The organism is Mycolicibacter heraklionensis (assembly GCF_019645815.1).
In the GTDB taxonomy this organism is placed as follows: domain Bacteria; phylum Actinomycetota; class Actinomycetes; order Mycobacteriales; family Mycobacteriaceae; genus Mycobacterium; species Mycobacterium heraklionense.
In genome coordinates, this window is record NZ_CP080997.1 from 836,977 (window position 1) to 856,163 (window position 19,187).

Consider the following 19,187-nt stretch of genomic DNA (forward strand, 5'->3'; position numbering starts at 1 on the left):
CAACATAGCACATGCGCATGGCATGCGCATGCAGTTAGTGAGTGATTTCGTTTCAGACGCTCAGACCATGACGATCGATGCCGACGCCGTACCCGGCGCGCCGTAGACCTGGGCGAACCCCACCTTCGGGCCTCCGGGCACCTGGCGGTCACCGGCCTGGCCACGCAGCTGGAGCACCAGCTCATGGATCTGGCGCAGTCCCGACGCGCCGATCGGCTCGCCGTTGGCGATCAGCCCGCCGTCGGTGTTGACCGGCAGCGCCCCGCTGATCTCGGTCGCCGCGTCGGCGAGCAGCTTCTCCTGGTCACCGTCGGCGCAGAAGCCGCACTCGGCCATGTGGATGATCTCGGCGCCGGCGTCGGTGTCCTGCAACTGGACCACATCGACGTCTTCCGGTGTCACGCCAGCCTTCTCAAAGGCGGCGCGTGCGGCATAGACCGTGGGCGCCACGTCCTCTTCGATCGGGGCGGAGGTGGCGTGCACTTCGTAGGCGCCGTAGCGGCGGGTGCGGATCTCGGTGGCCTGCAGGTAGACCGGCTTACCGCTGAAGCGGTGCGCGATGTCGGCGCGGCACATGATCACCGCGGCCGCGCCTTCATCGGGCGCGCAGAACATGTACTGGGTCAGCGGGTAGTTCAGCACCGTCGAGTCGAGGATGGCATCCTCAGACATCGGCTTGCGCCGAAATGCGTTGGGGTTCAATGCTCCGTTGCGGAAGTTTTTGGCGGCGACCTTGGCCAGGGTGCGCTGGGAGATGCCGTGATCGTGCAGGTAGCGGTTGGCCTTCATGCCGAAGAACTTGGTGGTGACAAACTGCCCGTTCTCGGCATACCAGGCCGGCAGGGCCAGCTTGGCCGGGTCATCGGTGAACGCGCCGCGGGGGTGCTTGTCCATCCCGATCGCGATGCCGATGTCGTACTTACCCGACCGGATGTTGTCGGCGCAGACTTGGGTGGCCGTGGCCGCAGTGGCGCAGGCGTTGAACACGTTGGTGAACGGGATGCCGGTGAGACCGACCAGCCGCGTCACCGCGTCCGGGTTGGAGATCTCATAGCTGCCGCCCACCCCGAACTGGATGTCCTTCCATTGCGCCCCGGCGTCGGCCAGGGCGAGGTGGATGGCCTCGGCGCCCATCTGCATCGCGGACTTGTCGAATCGGCCGAACGGGTGCAGCCCGACGCCGATGATCGCCACATCGTTGTTCGCTACCGTCATTTTCCAGGTCTCCTTAGACGGGCTGGAATGCCCAGGTGAGAATCTCGGTCCCGTCGTCGTCGACGTAGAACGGCACCATGGTCAATTCGACGTCCATGCCGAATTTCAGCTTGGCGGGATCGGATTCGGTCAGGCGAGCCTCGACCTGGACCACGTCGCCGAGTCGGACCAGCCCGACCCCGTACGGGGTGAAGCCCTCGGCGGTCTCGCCGCCGGCGTAGGGCAGCTTCGGGACGAAACCCTGGGTGGTCCAGGCCTCCAAAGTGCCTTGGCGGGGCAGCAGCAGGTCCTGCATCTGCGGGCCGCTGCATCGCGGGCAGTGATCCTGGCGGGGCCACACCGTGGCTTGGCAATCGGCGCATTGGCTGCCGATCAGGGCCACGTCCTCGTCGGGCCAGTTGGTGACGTCCGGGTCGAGGGGTTTACGCATCGGCGCCACCGATCTTCCAGGCAGGCACGCAGAAAGTGGAAATCACATTCTCGATTAGAGCATACGTGCCTACGGCTGGGGAAGCCCGGACGACCGGTCCGGGATATGGGACGGCGGCGCTACGCGGGCGAGGGTGCGCAGAATGCCAATTTCGCGCGGCGTGTCGCGTGCAAACGCGCACGCTCGCGCAGAAAGCAGGGGGGCTACTTGGCGAGCCCGTGGGCGCAGAAGTCCCACAGCTCGTCGGCGGTGATGGGGTGGGCCGCCGGATCGTCGGACTCGGCACTGGACTGAGCGACGAACATGACGGTCTGCATGACCATGGCCGCCATGCGCCGGGCGTTGACGCCCTTGCGTAGCTCGCCGGCCGCGTCGGCGGCTTCCATCAGTTCGGTGAGCAGCGTCAACAGCGGGGTGAAGGCCACCCGCACTTCCGTGGGGTGCGAGACCAGCAGGCGCGGCGCGAAGTCGGTGAACAGCGGCCGTTTCGCTGAGGGGTCGGGTCGAGAGAGCTCGAAGAGCAGCTCGATCGCCACTTTCAGCCGCTCCAACGGCTTGGTCTGGCCGTCGGTTGCGGCACGGATCTGGTCGGACGTGCGCACCAGCGCGTCTTCGAACAGTGCCAGCAGCAACTCGTGCTTGCCGTTGAACTGCAGGTAGAAGCTGCGCAGCGACTGTCGGGAGCGCTCGACGACCTCTTGGACGGTGAAGTCGGTGCTGCCCTTTTCGATGATGATGGCTTGGGCTGCGTCCAAGAAGCGCTGTACGCGCTGGGCGGCCCGCAACCGTGCGGTCTTGATCGACCGCTCGACCGCCCGCTGCTTCCAGACGGGCTCTTCTTCCGGGTTACTCACCACCGGCTCCAACGGTTGCCTTTTTGGGAGAACACGAATGCACCCTACCGGAGAACAGCCCCGGATCGGCGCCAGGCTGTCGCGACGCTGCCATCGCAGTCGCGAAGATGGTAACTTTCCTGTGATGAGAAGGCCCTTCTCTGCGATGTGTCGGCACGGCCGCAGACCGTGGCGCCCGGGAGTCCGCTCGGCCTGATCCGCCGCTGATTCCCGCAACTGATTAAGGACGCGCATGTACATCGACTACGAGGTCGCCGAGAAGATCGCAACGATCACCCTGAACCGGCCCGACGCCGCCAACGCTCAGAACACCGAGCTGCTCGACGAGCTCGACGCGGCTTGGACACGCGCCGCCGACGACGATGACGTCGCCGTCATCGTGTTGCGCGCCAACGGCAAACACTTCTCGGCCGGTCACGACCTCAAGGGCGGCGGCCCGGTGCCGGACAAGATCACCCTGGAGTTCATCTACAAACACGAGTGCAAGCGCTACCTGGAGTACACGCTGCGGTGGCGCAACGTGCCCAAGCCGTCGATCGCCGCGGTTCAGGGCCGCTGCATCTCGGGCGGGCTGATGCTGTGCTGGCCGTGCGATCTGATCATCGCCGCCGACGACGCTCAGTTCTCTGACCCGGTGGTGTTGATGGGCATCGGTGGCGTCGAATACCACGGGCACACTTGGGAATTGGGTCCGCGCAAGGCCAAAGAGATGCTGTTCACCGGCCGCGCCATGACCGCGCAGGAAGCCGCGCAGACCGGCATGGTCAATCGGGTGGTTCCCCGTGAGCAGCTGGACTCCGAGACCCGCCAACTCGCCGAGCACATCGCCACCATGCCGTCGTTCGCGCTGCGCCAGGCCAAACGTGCGGTCAACCAGACCCTCGACGTGCAGGGCTTCCATTCGGCGATCCAGTCCGCGTTCGACATCCACGAGACCGGTCACGGCAACGCGCTGTCGGTGTGCGGATGGCCGATTCTGGTGAACCTTGACGAGATGAAGTCTCAGGTCAAATAGCCACTCAGCCGCGACCGCCGCATGAGCCCGGCGGTTCGGTTCTCGGGGAATCTAACGATTGAGGTGAGCGGCTCACTCATGGCACCGTGGTACCCACATGTACCGACTGTTGGGAAGGTGTTGGAGTGGCTGAGAAGACGACCGATCCGGTGCGGCTCCCGCCGGTAGCGCCGATTCCGAAGCCGCTGGCGGCCCTGCTGTTTCTGACCGCTCGCAAGACCGCGATGCGGGCATTGGGGAAACGCTACGGTGGCGCGTTTTCGCTGCGGCTGCCGATCGTCGGTCATGCGGTGGTGCTCAGCGATCCGGTGTTGGTCAAGAACCTGTTCACGACCCATAGCGACCTGGTGGGCCGGCCCGGCAATCTGGGCGCGGTCTTGGGGCCGGGTTCGACGTTCAGCCTGAACGGCAACCCGCATCTTCGCCGTCGCAAACTGTTGGTGCCGCCGTTCCACGGCAAGCGGATGAGCGGATATGAATCCATCGTCGAAGCGGAGGTGCTGCGCGAGATCGCGACGTGGCCCGAAGGCCGCGAGTTCGCCACCCAGCCGTCGATGATGCGCATCACGCTCAACGTCATCCTGCGTGCCGTATTCGGTGCTCAAGGAGCCGAATTCGATGAACTGCGCGAGGTGTTGCCAACACTGGTGGCGTCGGGGTCCCGGCTGGCGGTGCTGCCACCGCGGGCGCGACGCGACTTCGGCCGACTGAGCCCGGGCGGGCGCTTCGGAGACTATCGGCGACGCTACGACGCCTTGATTGCGAAACTGATCGACACTGCGCGCAACTCACCCGACTTTGCCGAACGAACCGACGTCCTGGCTTTGCTGCTGACGGCCCGCTACGACGACGGGCAGCCGATCAGTGACGTGCACATCGCCGATGAGCTGCTGACGTTGTTGGCTGCCGGTCACGAGACGACGGCGACCACGCTGGCGTGGGCGGTCGAACGGCTTCGTCGCCACCCGGATCTGTTGAACCGCTTGGTCGACGAAGTCGATGCCGGTGGATCGGAACTGCTACAGGCGGTGATATGGGAAGTGCAGCGGACCCGATCTGTTGTCGAAGGGACCGGCCGCATCACTCGTACGCGGATCAAATTGGGCCCGTGGGTTATTCCGGAGAACCACGCGGTGGTGGTTGCCTTCCGGTTGATGCACTTCTCCGGGGACAACTTCGCCGACCCCGACGTCTTCGACCCGGATCGCTTCGTGGGCAATCCGCCCGATACGGCACTGTGGGTGCCTTACGGCGGCGGGGTGAACCGTTGCGTGGGGGCCGCGTTCGCCAACATGGAAATGCTGGTCACACTACGTACGCTATTGCGCCACTACGAACTGGTTCCGACCACGGCCAAGGGCGAGCGTCACCATTCCCGAGGTGTCACTACAGCCGCGGGACGCGGCGGCCTGGCGGTGGTGCACCGGCGCGAAACCGGCCGGCCGGCGGCCGCCGACCTCACCGCAGCTGGGAACGCAGCTGGCGTTTGAGCACCTTGCCGTAGCTGTTCTTGGGCAGCGCGTCGACGAACTCGTAGCGCTTGGGGCGCTTGAACCGCGCGATGCGTTCCAGCAGATGACTGTCCAACTCGGCAACTGAGGCGTCGCCCACGATGAAGGCGACCACGATCTCGCCCCACTCAGCGTCGGGTGCGCCCACCACTGAAGCCTCGATGACGCCGGGATGACTCACCAGTGCCTCTTCGACTTCGCGGGGATAGATGTTGCTGCCCCCGCTGATCACCACGTCCTTCGAGCGGTCGCGCAGGGTGAGAAATCCGCGGGTGTCGAATGAACCCTTGTCGCCGGTGAACAGCCAGCCGTCCCGGACGGCCTCGGCGGTGGCGTCCGGGTTGTTCCAGTAGCCGGCCATGACGACGTCGCCGCGGCAGACGATCTCGCCGACTTCGCCGGCGGGCGCTCGGGTGCCGTCGTCGCGCAGCACCGCGACCTCGACGCCGGTCCGTGGCCAGCCGACCGAGCCCAGGATCGCGTCGTCACCGAGGTGATCGGCGCGGCTTAGGCCGGTGATCGTCATGGGCGCTTCGCCCTGGCCGTAGAGCTCAGCGAACACCGGACCGAACGCGGTCATCGCCCGCTTCAAGTCCCCGAGATACATCGGCCCGCCGCCGTAGATGATGGTGCGCAGGTTGGCCGGCCGGTGCCGGCCGGTGGCCACCAGCCGGCCCACCATCGTCGGCGCGAGAAAGGCAGTGGCGCCGCGATGATGCCCGCACAGGTCGAGGAATTCGTGCGCGTCGAACGCGCCCGACTCCGGTACCACCTGGCGGGCTCCGCGTAACACGTAGGGCGCGATGTAGAGCCCCGATCCGTGCGACATCGGTGCGCCGTGGATCAGGCTGCAGTCGGCGTCGGGGTCATCGAGGTCGGCCAGATGTGCCAGCGTCATCGCCATCAGGTTGCGGTGGGTCAGCATGGCGCCCTTCGAGCGCCCGGTGGTGCCACTGGTGTAGAACAGCCACGCCAGCCGTGCCGGATCCGGGTTGACTTCTTCAGCGGGCGGGCAGGTAAGCCGGTCCAGATATGCTGCGCCGCCGATGGTCTCGACGGGTGCGCCAACGGCTCCGGGCAGCTCGGAGGTCAGCCCCGCGGCCAGCTTCGGGGACGCGAAGACCAGCGCCGCACCGGCGTCGCGGATGATCTGCGCCATCTCCCGCGGGTGCAGCTTGTAATTGAGCGGAACGACGGCGCAATCGGCCGCCCAGGTGGCGAACATCAGCTCGATGATCTCCGGCCGGTTCTCGCTGGCGATGGCGATCCGTGCGCCGGCTCCCGCCACCCGGCTCAGCGACGTCGCCAGTCGTCGTGCGCGATCGGCCAGCTCGCTCCAGGTGTGCAGCCGCCGCTCGCCCTGATACACCGCACCCCGCTCGCCGAACCGGGTCGCCGCCTGGTCCAGCAAGGTGAACAGGTTCACGGTTGCACCCAGTCGGAGTCGAGGCCGAAGTCGGACAGATACTTGGTCGAACTCCAGCCACCGTCGACGACGATGGTCTGGCCGTTGATGAAGGAGCCGGCCTCCGAGCACAGGAATGCCACGGTGCCCGCGATGTCGTCCACCCGGCCCAGTCGCGGATATGGCGTCATCTCGGCGTTGAGCTTGCGGAACCGGTTGTCGGACAGGCGTTGTTCGACCATCGGGGTCACGGTGACACCGGGGGCCACCGCATTGCAGCGGATGCCCTGGGCGCCGTACTGGCAGGCGATGTGGGTGGTCAGTGCGGTCAGCCCGCCCTTGGCGGCTGAGTACGCCCCGCCGCGCAGTCCGCCCACCACGGCGAAGGTGGAGGTGATGTTGATGATCGCCGATCCGGGCCGCAGGTGCGGCAGTACGTCGCGTGCCAGCCGAAACGGAGCCCGCAGCATCAGATTCAGGAAATGGTCCAAGGTCTCGTCGTCGGTTTCGTGCAGCGGCTTGGGGCTGCCGACACCGGCGTTGTTGATCAGATAGTCCACCCGGCCCCACCGGGACAGGGCGGTGTCGAGGATCTGCTGTGGTGCCTGCGCAGTGGTCAGGTCGACTGCCACGGTGGCGATCCGGTCGGGATCGATTCCGTACTCCTGTAGCGTCGCCGCCAAACCGGCCAAGCGTCCGGCGTCGCGGCCGGTTGCCAGCACCGCCATCCCGGCCTCGGCAAGCTTTGCCGCGCAGCCGAACCCGATTCCGCTGCTGGCCCCGGTCACGATCGCCACCTGCATGGTCAGTTACCTCCGATCAGAGCCGCCCGTATCTGCTGCTTGACAACCTTGCCGGCATCGTTCTTGGGAAGTTCATCCCAGATCACCACCTGCTCAGGGGCTTTGAACAGCGCGACACCGTGGGCGGTCAGCATCGCCCGCAGATCCGCGACGTCGGGAGCGTCGTCGCCGGTCGGCACGATCACCGCGCAGGCGCGCTCCCCGGTGTGCGTATCGGGGATCCCGACCACGGCGACCTCGGAGATGCCCGGATGGCCGATCAAGATGTCCTCCACCTCGCGCGCGGAGATGTTCTCGCCGTTGCGGATGATCACGTCCTTGAGTCGTCCGGTGACGAGGAGATAGTGCTCGTCGACCCACCGGCCGAGATCGCCGGTAGCGAAGTAGCCCTGGTCATCGAAGCAGTCGCGCTCGTCCTCGGGGCGCAGGTAGCCGAGCAGCATCTGGGGGCCGCGGACATAGATCTCGCCTTCGCCGGGTGAACCGCCGGGGCGGGCCACCAGCTTGATGTCGGCGATCCCGGCCCGGCCATCGGTGTCTGCGGCGTGAGAAAGTTCGTGGGGGCCTATCGATCCGACTGTGGTCACCGGAACCTCGCTGGACCCGTACACCCGGGTGACGACGGCGCTACCGAAGTAGCCGGCCGCCTCGCGGATCAACGATGACGGGACCGACGCGCCGCCGCAGACGAAGAGCTTGAGATCAGGCAGGCGGGTGCCGGCCTCACGGGCGGCGGTGAGCAACTGCGCCAGAAACGGTGTTGCCCCTGCCACGTGGGTGCAGTGTTCGAAAAGCATGAGCGCTATCGCGGTATCGGGGTTCCAGGTGTCCATCAGGACGGCGGTGGTGCCGAGCATCAGCGGCGCCTCGAACGCATAGACCGATCCCCCGATGTGGGCGATGGGGGACGGGACCAGGAACCGGTCACCGGGTTCGACCATCCAGTGCCGGCCCAGCTGGTGAATCAGGGCATTAATCGAATTATGACTATGCAGAACACCTTTCGGATGGCCAGTGGTACCGGAGGTGTACAGCAGTAGCCGGACCGCGTCGGGATCCAACGTCGGCAGTGCGGCTCCGGGGGATCCGCCGAGCAGGGCTGCGTAGCCGGCCGACAGACCGCGCACCAGCACCACCTCGGGCGGGTCGGCGAGGGAACCGGTGACGCGGGTCAGCATCGCCGCGTAGTCGTGACCACGGAACTGCTCTGGCGCGAACAGCATTCGGGTTCCTGAGTCGGCGAGGATGAACGTCAGCTCCGCGTCACGCAGCGACGGCAGGATCGGGTTCACCACCATCCCGGCCAGCGTCGCGGCCAGATAGACCACGGCGGCCTCGTGCCAGTTCGGCAACATGAACGACACCACGCTGCCCGTCGGCATCTTCTCCAGCATCGCCCCGGCCAGTGCGGTCGCCTGGCGGTGCAGCTCTCGGCAGGTCAGCCGGGTGGCGCCGTCGACCAGTAGGACCCGCTGCGGGGTCTGCGCGGCGGCGTCGGCCAGAGCGTGGGCCAGCGTGCCGGCAAAGCGGGCCATCACAGTGCGCCCGGTCCGGGCACCCGGTGCAGCGTCATCGAGTAGCGATAGTCGTCGCCGGCATGGGTGTTCACCGTCACCTGGGCGATCTCACCCTCGGAGGTGATGTAGCTGCGCTGCATCTGCAGGCCGGCGGTGCCAGGCTCGACGGCCAGCGCAGTCGCGAGCTCGGGGGTGATGATCACCGCGCGGATGTGTTGGCGGACTTCGACGACGCTGACGCCGAACACATCCTCGACCAGCGGGAAGATCGGGCCGGAGTGCCGCTGCAGCAGCCGGCCGACTCCGGCGAACGCACGGTTGATGTAGTACTCGGTCCGGCAGATCGGCGCGGTTTGACCCTCCCTCCGGCGGTTGCCGCGCACCGCCAGCCATTCGGTGCCCACCGGCAGACCGGTGCGCGCGGCGGCATCCGCGTCGAGGGTGACCATGGCGTTGGAGTCGATCTCGAACTCGGCGCCGGCTGCGAACGCCACCAGGTCATCGATCGACACCACGTCTTGGGCGTAGCAGTTGGTCGCGGCGCGGGGGATCACCACGGTGCCCGCGCGGGGACGGGAGGCGACGAGGTTGTCCTCCCGCAGTCGTCGCAGCGCCTCGCGGACCGTGTAGCGGCTGACGTTGAACCGTTCGCACAGTTCGTGTTCGGTGGGCAGCTGCGAGCCGATCGGATAGACGCCGTCGGCGATCTCCTTGCGCAGCGTCCGGGCGACCTTCAGGTAGCGGTGGTCGGTCACGGCCCGACCGGGTGCAGTGCCAGCACGCTGCCGTCGCCGTCGGCCGAGACGAACAGGGTGCCGTCGCGGCCGCGCGCGATACCGGCGAACGGACCTTGAGGACCGGAGAACGGCGGCATTCCGTTGAGCGGTTTGGGTTTCACGCCCGGAGGCGGCCCGATCGGCAGCCCGTCGGCGATCACCTGCCGCGCCCGGGTGTCGAGGTCGACGGCGAGCACCTGCCGGGTTCCGGCGTCGACGACGTACAGCGTGCGGTCCGCCAGCGTAATCCCCTGCGGCCGAAGGAGTCCGTCGACCACCGTCTGGATTCCCGAGCCGCTGACCCGCACCACGCGGCCGGCACCGGATTCGGCTACCAGACAGGTCCCGTCATCGGCGATCTGGATCCCGACCGGCCCCGCCAGGTCGCGGGCCAGCACCTCAACCGAGCCGGCGCGCACCCCCAATACCCGGCCGGTGCCGAACTCGGTGACCGCGACACCGGCGGGCCCTACCGCCACCCCGTAAAGCTGGTCGAAGCCGTCGGCGAGCACCTCGCTGGACGACTGCGCCGGCACGTAGCGCGCGACCTGCCCGCCGGAGGTGGTGACGACGAACTCGCCGGGGCCGACGGCGGCCACGCCCCGTACGAAGCCGGGATAACCGGGGCTGAACAGCATGCCGAGGGTTTCCAGCCGGCCGCCCTCGCCAACGGCGTAGAAGTAGGTGCCGTCGGCGACGTAGAGCCTGCCGGAGCCGTCCACGGTGAGATCCAGCGGCCAGTTCAGACCGCCCGGCAGCACCGTCGATGTCTGTCCCCCGCCGGCGATTTCGGTGATCTCGCCGGTGAAGTTGGAGACGAAAAGCCGCCCGTCGACGAAGGTGCAATTGTCCAGTCCGGGACGCAGCTGCGCCAGTACGGTGGCCTCGCCGGTGCGCGGATCGATACGCAGCACCTGTCCGCTGGCGGCCTGGGTGGACACAATAAAGCCGTCGGCGTCGAACTTCACCGAGTCCGGTACGCCCAGATCGCCCGCGACCCGCTCCGGGACGGCATCGGTGGCGAAGGGATCGATCCGCCAGATCTCGTTGGCGGTCATCACCGGGAAGTACAGCAGCCCGTCGGGCCCCACCTCCATGGCGTTGGGCGACGGCAGGTTCTCGGCCAGGATGCGCCTACCGCCGGTGGCCCGGTCGAGTTCCATCAGGCGTCCGCCCTCGCGGCATTCGCCGACGAACATCCGGTCGTGGTGCACGGTGATGCCGTTGGCGCAGGGCAGGTCGTCGCGCAGTACCCGGCTGCGGCCGGAGGCATCGAGCGCACTGACCCGGGCATCCATCACCTCGGTGGCGTACAAGGTGCCGCGCTCGTCGAAGGCGACATCGTCGGGAGCGACGACGTCGCCGCCGCGCGCGCTCACGACTGCCAACTCGCCGGTGGTCACATCCAGTGCACTGATCTGGCTGCCGGTCACCTGCGCGATGTAGACCCGGCCGTCCGGGCCGGTTCGCAGCCCGTTGGCGCCGAACAGTCGGCTCGGTTCGGTGACCCGCTCCAGCCGCCAGCCCGGCGCCGCGGAGAGGGTACCGGCCAGCTCGCGAGGGAGTGGCGGGGAGGCGGTCATGACTCCGGACGTTATCAAGCCCAGTTAGTCCAGACAATAGTCCGCCGCGACCGGGCAACCCGGCCTTGACGCACGAATAACCGCTGCGGAATAGTGTTCTGCATTACGCAGAACGGAGTATTTTGTCCGAACAAATAACGGCTGGCGCCAACGGGGTGGATGGCGAGTCGCCGGCGCGCGGGCCGCTGAGCGGCGTGCGAGTGGTGGATCTGACGACCATGGTGATGGGGCCGTACTGCACGCAGATCATGGCCGACATGGGTGCCGACGTCATCAAAGTCGAGCCCCCGGAGGGCGACGCCACCCGCTACATCTCGGCTGGCCCCGCACCCGACATGAGCGGGGTGTTCGTCAACGTCAACCGGGGCAAACGCAGCGTCGTGCTGGATCTGCGCACCGAGGCCGGACGGACCGCTATTGCCGCACTGATCGGCCGGGCCGACGTGTTCATTCACTCGATGCGGGCCAAGGCGATGGCCAAGCTGGGCCTGGGCTATGCCGAAGTGGCCGTGCTCAACCCGGCGATCGTCTACACCAACTGCTACGGCTACGGGCGCCGCGGCCCGGCCGCCGACCGCCCGGCCTACGACGACACCATTCAGGCCGAATGCGGACTGCCCGCGGTGCAAGAGCAACTCACCGGGCGGGCCGACTACGTCGGCACCATCATGGCCGACAAGATCGCCGGACTGACCGCCCTCTACGCCACGATGATGGCGTTGTTCCACCGCGAACGAACCGGAGAGGGCCAGGAAGTCGAAGTCGCCATGTTCGAGACCATGGCCTCGTTCATGCTCGTCGAACACGCCAACGGCGCGATGTTCGACCCGCCGCTGGGCCCGGCCGTCTACCCGCGCACGGTGGCGCCCAACCGGCGCCCCTATGCCACCAGCGACGGCCAGATCGCCGCGCTGATCTACAACGACAAGCACTGGAACGCCTTCATCGGTGCGGTGCAGCCGCCCTGGTCTTGCGAGCAATATGCCACCCTGGCGCAGCGGGCCCAACAGATCGACACCATCTATGGGCTGGTGGCGCAGACCATGAAAGAGCGCACCACCGCCCAGTGGCTGGCGCTGTTCGAGGAGCTGGAAATCCCAGCGGCCCCACTGAACTCGCCCGGGGCGCTGTTCGACGATGCGCACCTCAACGCGGTGGGGCTGTTCGAGACCGTGGACACCCCGAACGGCCCGGTTCGCTTCCCCGGGGTGCCCACCTGGCTGTCGCGGACCCCCGGACGGGTTGCCGGCGCGGCGCCGGAGCTCGGCGCGCACACCGCGGCGGTCTTCGCCGAACTCGGACTCGAGCGGGGCACCGCATGACGCTGGACTTCGACTTGGGGACGCGCGCCGGCGAACTACGGGCCCAGTTGCGTGACCTGATCGAACGGGAGCTGCCCGACCGGTTCCCGGGTGCGTTCACCGACGACCCCGCTGATTTTGCTGCAGCACAACGGTTCTGCCGGGTGCTGGCGGAGCAGGATCTGTTGTGTCTGTCCTGGCCGGAGGAATTCGGTGGGGCGGGCGCCCCGGTGTGGGAGCACACCGTGGTGCGCGAGGAGATGTGGGCGCACCATGAGCCGCGCGGGGCGCAGTACATGGGGGTGAACTGGGTCGGACCGATCATCATGCGGCACGGCACTCCCGAGCAGCAGCGCCGCCACCTGCCGCCGATCGCGTCCGGCGAGGTGATCTGGTGCCAAGGCTTCTCCGAACCCGAAGCCGGCTCAGACTTGGCTTCGCTGCGCACTCACGCCCGCCGCGATGGTGACGGTTGGCTGATCAACGGCCAGAAGATCTGGACCTCGTATGCGACCATGGCGCAGTGGTGCTTCCTGTTGGTGCGCACCACCCGGGTCGGTGAAGGATCGGTCACCAAGAAGCAGCAGGGCCTGACGGTGTTCCTGGTCCCGATGGACGACCCCGCCATCACCGTCCGACCGCTGGGCACCATGATGGGTCCGCACCATCTCAACGAGGTGTTCTTCGACGACCTGCGCGTCACCGACGCTGACGTTCTCGGCGAAATCGACGCGGGCTGGTCGATCGTGGCCGACGTGATGGCTTTTGAGCGAGTCGGCATCGCCCGCTACGCGCGCTGCGAACGGCTGCTCGCCGCGGCGCCGCACGCCCTCGGGCAGCGATGGGAGGCCCTGCCCGGCGAGCTGACTGCCCGATGGGCGCGCATGCTCACGCACTGCCGGCGTGCCCGCCTGATGGCCTACCGGGTGGTGTCTTTGCAAGCCAGTGGTCGCATAGCGCCCGGTGACGCGGCCGCCTACCGGATCGCGGTCACCCGGCTGGACCAGGAGAGCGCGGAGGTGCTGATGGAGATCGCCGCCGAAGCGCCCGACAACCCGCAGGCTCAGTGGTATCGCCAGGAGGTCGAAGACCACTGGCGCTATTCGCAGGCCGCCACGGTGTCCTCGGGCAGCATCGAGATGCAGCGCATCCTGCTGTCGCGCGCTCTGCTGGGGCCGGGGCGATGAATCTCGAACTCGGCGCGGACGCGCAAGAATTCGGGCGCGCGGCGCGCAGCGCCTTCGAAGCGGCAGGCGGCGACGACTTGGTGGTGCGCGCTGACGCCGACCCCGGTTCCCGCGAGCAAGTGGTGGGCCCGATCCTGCGCGGGCTGGGAGCGTACGAGCTGAAGCCCCGCGCCGACGCCGACGAACTCGAGGCGGCCGCCGCGCTGTGCCGCAGCGCCGGGTACTGGGCGCTGCCGTACCCGGTGGCCGAATGCCTTTCCGCGCCGGCCGATCTCGACGTTGACGGGCTGATCGTGGTCGCCGGCCATGCCCCCGCCGGCGTGGTGGCGGGGCTGTCCAAGCGCTGGGCCACGGTCACGCTGGGCGGGGTGCGCAGCACCGTGGTGGGGCAGTCGGAGGCCCGGCCGGCTCTGGTGGCGGAGCTGACTTTGGCACAGCTTGACGACGCCGGTACCGATGACGTCGCGCTGGCATTGACGCTGCAGTGCTGGACGCTGCTCGGAATGTTGGACCGGGCAATGGATCTGACGATTTCCCACGTGCGGCTGCGCGAACAGTTCGGTCAGGCGCTGTCGACGTTCCAGGGTGTGCAGTTCCAGCTCACCGACGCCGAGGTGGAACGCGCCGGGGTGGACATGCTGGCCAAATACGCGCTGTGGAGCATCGCGACCGGGCGGCCCGAAGCCACCGATGACGCGCTGGCACTGCGATCGGCGGCGCTGGAGGCCGCCGAAGTGGTGTTCCGGATCTGCCACCAACTGCACGGTGCCGTCGGATTCTGCGACGAGACCGCACTGTCGTGGCTGTCGCGCTACAGCCAGCCGCTGCGCCGCCTGCCGTGGGGGTTGTCGGCCACCCGCGACCGGCTGGCCCGCCGTACCCAGCACACCGGACTGACGGGACTCTACGCATGAAATACGACCTGCCCCAGGAAATCACAGTGACCGGTGACGGGCCGGTCCGCACCGTCACGATCAACCGGCCCGACGAGCTCAACAGTGTCAACGCCAACCTGCACTGGGGCCTGGCCAACGTGTGGCGCCAACTGGCCGCCGACAAGGCGATCCGGGTCGTGGTGCTGACCGGCGCCGGGCGGGCGTTCTCCGCGGGCGGCGATCTGAACTGGATCACCACGTTCCTGCACGACGAAGTCGCCCGAGACGAGAGCATCCGCGAAGGGGCTCAGATCGTCGAAGAGATGCTGCGGTTCCCGCTGCCGATCATCGCGGCCGTCAACGGACCCGCCGTCGGACTGGGCTGCAGCGTGGCGGTGCTCTGCGACATCGTGTTGATCTCGCAGAGCGCCTACCTCGCCGATCCGCACGTGGCGGTCGGGTTGGTCGCCGGTGACGGCGGGGCTGCCCTCTGGCCGTTGATCACCCCGATCCTGCGATCCCGCGAATACCTCTACACCGGTGACCGGATCGACGCCGCCACCGCCGTCGAGCTCGGACTGGCCAGCCGCACGGTGGCGCCCGAAGAATTGCTGCCGCAAGCACATCAGCTGGCCGCCCGCCTGGCGGCACAGCCGCCCGAGGCGCTGCAGGGCACCAAGCGGGTGGTCAACATGTACCTGTCGCAGGTGCTGGCCGGGCCGCTGCAAGCCGGGTTCGCCGCCGAGGTGGCGACCATGAAGTCCGACGAACACCGGCAGCGCCTACTCGCCTTCGCGGAGCGGGCGAACCGGCGATGACGCCCGACTTCCGTTCCGAAGTGCGCCAGTGGTGCCGCGACAACATCCCCGCGGACTGGCGCCGCGCCCAGACTGGGGTGAGTGAGCAGGAGTTCGTCGACTTCCAACGCAGCTGGTTCGCCACCCTGCACAGCGCCGGGTTCGCGGTCCCGCACTGGCCACGCGAGTGGGGCGGCGGGATGTCCGTGGCCGATCAGGCCGTGCTGTACCAGGAGCTCGCCGCCCACGACGCGCCCCGGCTGGTGCTGGCCTTCGTCGGCATCCACCACGCCGCGGCGACCCTGTTGGCCGCGGGCACCGAGGAACAGCGGCGCCGACATCTGCCGGCGATCCTCGACGGCGAGATCTGGGTGCAGGGTTTCTCCGAACCGGAGGCCGGCTCGGATCTGGCATCGCTGCGCACCACCGCGCGTCGGGTGGGCGATGACTATGTGGTGAACGGCCAGAAGTTGTGGGCCAGCGGCGCCAGCCACGCGCAGTGGTGTCTGCTGCTGGCGCGTACCGACCCGGGCGCCCCGAAGCGCAAAGGCATCTCGTACTTCCTGCTGGACATGGACACGCCCGGGGTGCAGGTGCGGCCGATCCGCAATGCCGTCGGTGACCAGCATTTCTGCGAGATCTTCCTGGACGACGTCGTCATCCCGGCGACCAATCTGATCGGCGCGGAGAACACCGGCTGGCAGGTGGCGCAGGCGACCCTGGGCGCCGAGCGCGGGATGACCATGCTCGAGCTCGCCGAACGACTGGGCTGCGCCGGATTTCGCTGGCTGGTGCAGGCCGCCCCCACCGAAGACCCGGTGGTGGCCGACCGGCTGGCGCAATTGGAAACCGAGATCACCGGGCTGCGCGGCATGTGCCGCCAACTGGTGCACGACGTCGAAGCCGGCACCGCCGGCCCGGCCGACGCCTCGATCGTGAAGCTCTTCTACAGCGAGGTGCTGCAGCGGCTCACCGACTTCGGCACCGAGATCGGTGGGCTGGACGCCCACACGGTGCTGGGCAAACCGCTGTCCAGCGGCTGGGAGTCGGGGTCGTGGGTGCTGGACTTCATCGGCTCCTGGGAATGGACCATCCCCGGCGGCTCCAGCGAGATTCAGCGCACCATCATCGGCGAACGCGGCCTCGGCCTGCCGAGAGAACCGAGCATGCCGTGACCGCAACCGATTTCGCCGAACTTCACGACGACCTGCGCGCGGTCGCCGCCGACGTGCTGGCCCGCGGCCGTGTCGTCGACTGGTCCACGATGGTCGACGCCGGTTGGGTCGGGCTGGAGATCCCCGATGGATTCGGTGGGGCCGGCGCGACGTTCGCCGAAACCGCGGTGATCTGCCAGCAACTGGGCCGCGCCGCTGCGGCAACGCACTATCTGGGCGGTGCGGTGCTGACGGTGGGCCTGCTGAACAGCCTGCAGCACAGCGAGGTTCGTGACGCGCTGCTGGCCGACGTCGCCGCCGGACGGACCCGGGTTGCCGCGGTGATCGGGGGGTCGTTCGCTCTGGATGGCGAACGGCGGTTGACCGGCCGTGCCGACTTCGTGCCGGACGCCCACGGCGCCGACCGGCTGCTGGTGGTGGCAACCGATGCGTCCGGGGCGGACGTCGTGGCAACCGTCGAGGGTCTGACCGTCACCGGTCAGCCGGTGCTCGACGAAACCCGCCACGTCGCCACCGTCACCGCCGACGGGGTCGAGGTGGCCGAGCCTCTGCCGCTCGCCGGGAGCGCGCAGTCCGTCCTCAATCGGGCGGCGGTCGCCGTGGCGTGCGACAGCCTGGGCCTGGCCGAGGCCATGCTCGACGCCACGGTGTCCTACGCGCGGACCCGCCAGCAGTTCGGGCGCCCCATCGGCTCCTTCCAGGCCGTCAAACATGCGTGCGCCGACATGCTGGTGAAAATCTCGGTGGCCCGGAGCTTGGTGCGCGAGGCCGTCGACGCCCTGGTAGCCAACGAAACCCACGAATCCGACGTGGCGGTGGCCATGGCGAAGTCCTACACCTGCGCTGCCGCCGTCGACGTGGTCGGCAAAGCGCTACAACTGCACGGCGGCATCGGCTACACGTGGGAGAGCGGCATCCACGTCTACCTGAAGCGCGCCACGTTCAACCGGTCGCTGTTCGGATCCCCGGCAGCGCACCGTCGTCGTCTCGCTCAACGGTATTAGCAAAGTCAAGCAAGGAGTTTCGAGAAGTGGGTGTGCCCGTCTATCGCCGGATCCTGGAACTGTTCGAGGCCGAAGGTGTCAACACGCTGTTCGGTATTCCCGACCCCAACTTCGTGCACATGTTCGTCGAGGCCGAACAACGCGGCTGGTCCGTGGTGGCGCCGCACCACGAGGAGAGTGCCGGGTTCATGGCCGAGGCGGCCTCGCGGATGACCGGCCGTCCTGGCCTGTGCATCGGCACCCTGGGGCCGGGGGTGGCCAACATCGCCGGCGCCATGATGTGCGCGCGGGTGGAGAACTCCCCGGTGGTGTTCCTCGGCGGCCAGCGTGCTCGCATCACCGAGCGCCGGGTGCGGCGTGGTCGCATCCAATTCGTCCGCCAGGAAGAGCTTTTCACGCCGTCGGTGAAGTACAGCGCCTCGATCGAATACGCCGACCAGACTGACGAGATCGTGCACGAGGCCATCCGCCGGGCCATGTCCGGCACCCCCGGACCGGCCTATATCGAATATCCGTCGCACGTCATCCTCGAAGAGCTTGACGTCGCCGATCCACCCGAGCCGCACCGCTACCGGCTGGTGAACCAGCGGGCCGGAGCGCCCGAGGTCGCGCAGGCCGCCGAGATCATCCGTAACGCGTCCAGCCCGATCCTGCTGGTGGGCCACGGCGTGCACACCTCGCGCAGTGCGGCCGCGGTCGCCGAGCTGGCGGAGCTGATGGCCTGCCCGGTGATCCAGACGTCCGGCGGCACGGCGTTCATCCCGGGCTTGGAAGAACGCACCTTTCCCTACGGCTTCTCGACCGCAGCCGTCGAGGCCGTCGCCGGGTCGGATGTCTGCGTGGCGCTGGGCACCGAGCTGGGGGAGCCGGTGCACTACGGCACCACCCGGCACTGGGCCGACAGGAACGGCGAGCGCAAGTGGATCTACGTCGAGCAGGACCCGCTGGCGATCGGGGTGAACCGGCCGGTGGACGTGGCGCTGGTGGGTGATCTGCGGGGCATCGTTCCGCAGCTCGTCGAAGAATTGAGCCGCGCTCGTCCCCGCACCCCGTCTGCCGATCTGGACCGGTGGATCAAACAGGACGCCGACCAGCTCGCCGAACTGGCCGAGACCGCACCGGCCGGCCGTTCCCCCGTGCACCCGGCGCGCTTCGTGGTCGAAGCGACTCGGGCTTTCCCCGCAGACGGCATCATGGTCCGCGACGGCGGCGCCACGGTGATCTTCCAATGGACCTATTCGCAGGCCAAGCCGCATGACGTGATGTGGAACCAGAACTTCGGTCACCTGGGCACCGGGTTGCCCTATGCCGTGGGCGCCTCGGTCGCCGAGGGCGGCAAGCGGCCGGTGATGCTGCTGACCAGCGACTCGGCGTTCCTGTTCCACATCGCCGAGCTGGAGACTGCGGCCCGGCTGGGTCTGCCGCTGGTCTGCGTCGTGGGCGTGGACCACCAATGGGGCCTGGAAGTCGGCGTCTACAAGCGCACCTTCGAGCAGCCCTCGCCGCAGCCCGGCGTGCACTGGGGCAAGAACGTCCGGTTCGACACGATCGCGCAGGGAATGGGTGCTCGCGGGGAGTTCGTCGACGACGAAACGCAGATCGGGCCGGCCATCGAGCGTGCGTTCGCCGCCGGCGGGACCGCGGTGATCCACGTCTGTATCGACCCCAAGGCGAACTCCGAAGAGATGCCCAACTACGCCGAGTTCCGTACCTGGTACGCCGAAGGAACCCAGTAAACG

At 67.9% G+C, this 19,187-nt stretch carries 17 protein-coding genes; 9 read left to right on the forward strand and 8 right to left on the reverse strand.

The window, feature by feature from the left end; all coding sequences use genetic code 11:
• Window positions 1–60: 60 nt before the first annotated feature.
• From K3U94_RS03990 to K3U94_RS04000, 3 genes are all read right to left on the reverse strand, one after another.
• Window positions 61–1,215 (reverse strand): thiolase family protein, encoded by a 1,155-nt coding sequence (locus tag K3U94_RS03990; protein WP_220695648.1) that lies wholly within the window; start codon window positions 1,213–1,215, stop codon window positions 61–63.
• 13 nt (window positions 1,216–1,228) lie between these two features.
• Entirely contained in the window at window positions 1,229–1,645 is a 417-nt protein-coding gene (locus K3U94_RS03995) for a Zn-ribbon domain-containing OB-fold protein (protein WP_220695649.1), read from the reverse strand.
• A gap of 203 nt (window positions 1,646–1,848) precedes the next feature.
• A complete protein-coding gene (locus K3U94_RS04000; protein ID WP_230987390.1) occupies window positions 1,849–2,499 on the reverse strand; it encodes a TetR/AcrR family transcriptional regulator in 651 nt (216 codons plus the stop codon).
• A gap of 232 nt (window positions 2,500–2,731) precedes the next feature.
• On the opposite strand from K3U94_RS04000, the gene K3U94_RS04005 reads away from it, so the two are divergent.
• Window positions 2,732–3,514 (forward strand): enoyl-CoA hydratase, encoded by a 783-nt coding sequence (locus K3U94_RS04005; RefSeq protein WP_220695650.1) that lies wholly within the window; start codon window positions 2,732–2,734, stop codon window positions 3,512–3,514.
• 125 nt (window positions 3,515–3,639) lie between these two features.
• Entirely contained in the window at window positions 3,640–5,004 is a 1,365-nt protein-coding gene (locus K3U94_RS04010; RefSeq protein WP_220695651.1) for a cytochrome P450, read from the forward strand.
• Here the strand turns inward: K3U94_RS04010 and K3U94_RS04015 are convergent.
• Genes K3U94_RS04015 through K3U94_RS04035 form a run of 5 tightly spaced genes read right to left on the reverse strand, consistent with a single transcriptional unit; the run spans window position 4,973 to window position 11,109 of the window.
• Window positions 4,973–6,451, reverse strand: coding sequence for an AMP-binding protein (locus K3U94_RS04015; RefSeq protein WP_220695652.1), 1,479 nt, complete (start codon window positions 6,449–6,451; stop codon window positions 4,973–4,975). The two genes, K3U94_RS04010 and K3U94_RS04015, sit on opposite strands and share 32 nt — an antisense overlap.
• Window positions 6,448–7,233: an SDR family NAD(P)-dependent oxidoreductase gene (locus K3U94_RS04020; RefSeq protein WP_220695653.1), complete on the reverse strand. Its 786-nt coding sequence runs from the start codon at window positions 7,231–7,233 to the stop codon at window positions 6,448–6,450. The genes K3U94_RS04015 and K3U94_RS04020 overlap by 4 nt, the downstream gene beginning before the upstream one ends.
• A 2-nt stretch (window positions 7,234–7,235) precedes the next feature.
• Window positions 7,236–8,768: an AMP-binding protein gene (locus tag K3U94_RS04025; protein ID WP_220695654.1), complete on the reverse strand. Its 1,533-nt coding sequence runs from the start codon at window positions 8,766–8,768 to the stop codon at window positions 7,236–7,238.
• Entirely contained in the window at window positions 8,768–9,505 is a 738-nt protein-coding gene (locus K3U94_RS04030) for a GntR family transcriptional regulator (protein WP_220695655.1), read from the reverse strand. Before K3U94_RS04030 ends, K3U94_RS04025 begins: the two co-directional genes overlap by 1 nt.
• Entirely contained in the window at window positions 9,502–11,109 is a 1,608-nt protein-coding gene (locus K3U94_RS04035) for an NHL repeat-containing protein (RefSeq protein WP_220695656.1), read from the reverse strand. Before K3U94_RS04035 ends, K3U94_RS04030 begins: the two co-directional genes overlap by 4 nt.
• Before the next feature lie 185 nt (window positions 11,110–11,294).
• Between K3U94_RS04035 and K3U94_RS04040 the strand changes: the two genes are divergently transcribed.
• Genes K3U94_RS04040 through K3U94_RS04070 form a run of 7 tightly spaced genes read left to right on the forward strand, consistent with a single transcriptional unit; the run spans window position 11,295 to window position 19,184 of the window.
• Window positions 11,295–12,431, forward strand: coding sequence for a CaiB/BaiF CoA transferase family protein (locus K3U94_RS04040; protein WP_220696660.1), 1,137 nt, complete (start codon window positions 11,295–11,297; stop codon window positions 12,429–12,431).
• A complete protein-coding gene (locus K3U94_RS04045; protein WP_220695657.1) occupies window positions 12,428–13,597 on the forward strand; it encodes an acyl-CoA dehydrogenase family protein in 1,170 nt (389 codons plus the stop codon). Before K3U94_RS04040 ends, K3U94_RS04045 begins: the two co-directional genes overlap by 4 nt.
• Complete coding sequence (locus K3U94_RS04050) at window positions 13,594–14,511, forward strand: acyl-CoA dehydrogenase family protein (protein WP_220695658.1); 918 nt, start codon at window positions 13,594–13,596, stop codon at window positions 14,509–14,511. Before K3U94_RS04045 ends, K3U94_RS04050 begins: the two co-directional genes overlap by 4 nt.
• Window positions 14,508–15,290 carry an enoyl-CoA hydratase/isomerase family protein gene (locus tag K3U94_RS04055; RefSeq protein ID WP_220695659.1) on the forward strand — a complete coding sequence of 261 codons (783 nt, stop codon included), beginning with the start codon at window positions 14,508–14,510 and terminating at the stop codon, window positions 15,288–15,290. Before K3U94_RS04050 ends, K3U94_RS04055 begins: the two co-directional genes overlap by 4 nt.
• Window positions 15,287–16,444, forward strand: coding sequence for an acyl-CoA dehydrogenase family protein (locus K3U94_RS04060; RefSeq protein ID WP_220695660.1), 1,158 nt, complete (start codon window positions 15,287–15,289; stop codon window positions 16,442–16,444). Before K3U94_RS04055 ends, K3U94_RS04060 begins: the two co-directional genes overlap by 4 nt.
• A complete protein-coding gene (locus K3U94_RS04065) occupies window positions 16,441–17,448 on the forward strand; it encodes an acyl-CoA dehydrogenase family protein (RefSeq protein WP_230987392.1) in 1,008 nt (335 codons plus the stop codon). The genes K3U94_RS04060 and K3U94_RS04065 overlap by 4 nt, the downstream gene beginning before the upstream one ends.
• A 26-nt stretch (window positions 17,449–17,474) precedes the next feature.
• Window positions 17,475–19,184: a thiamine pyrophosphate-binding protein gene (locus tag K3U94_RS04070; RefSeq protein ID WP_220695662.1), complete on the forward strand. Its 1,710-nt coding sequence runs from the start codon at window positions 17,475–17,477 to the stop codon at window positions 19,182–19,184.
• Window positions 19,185–19,187 lie beyond the last annotated feature (3 nt).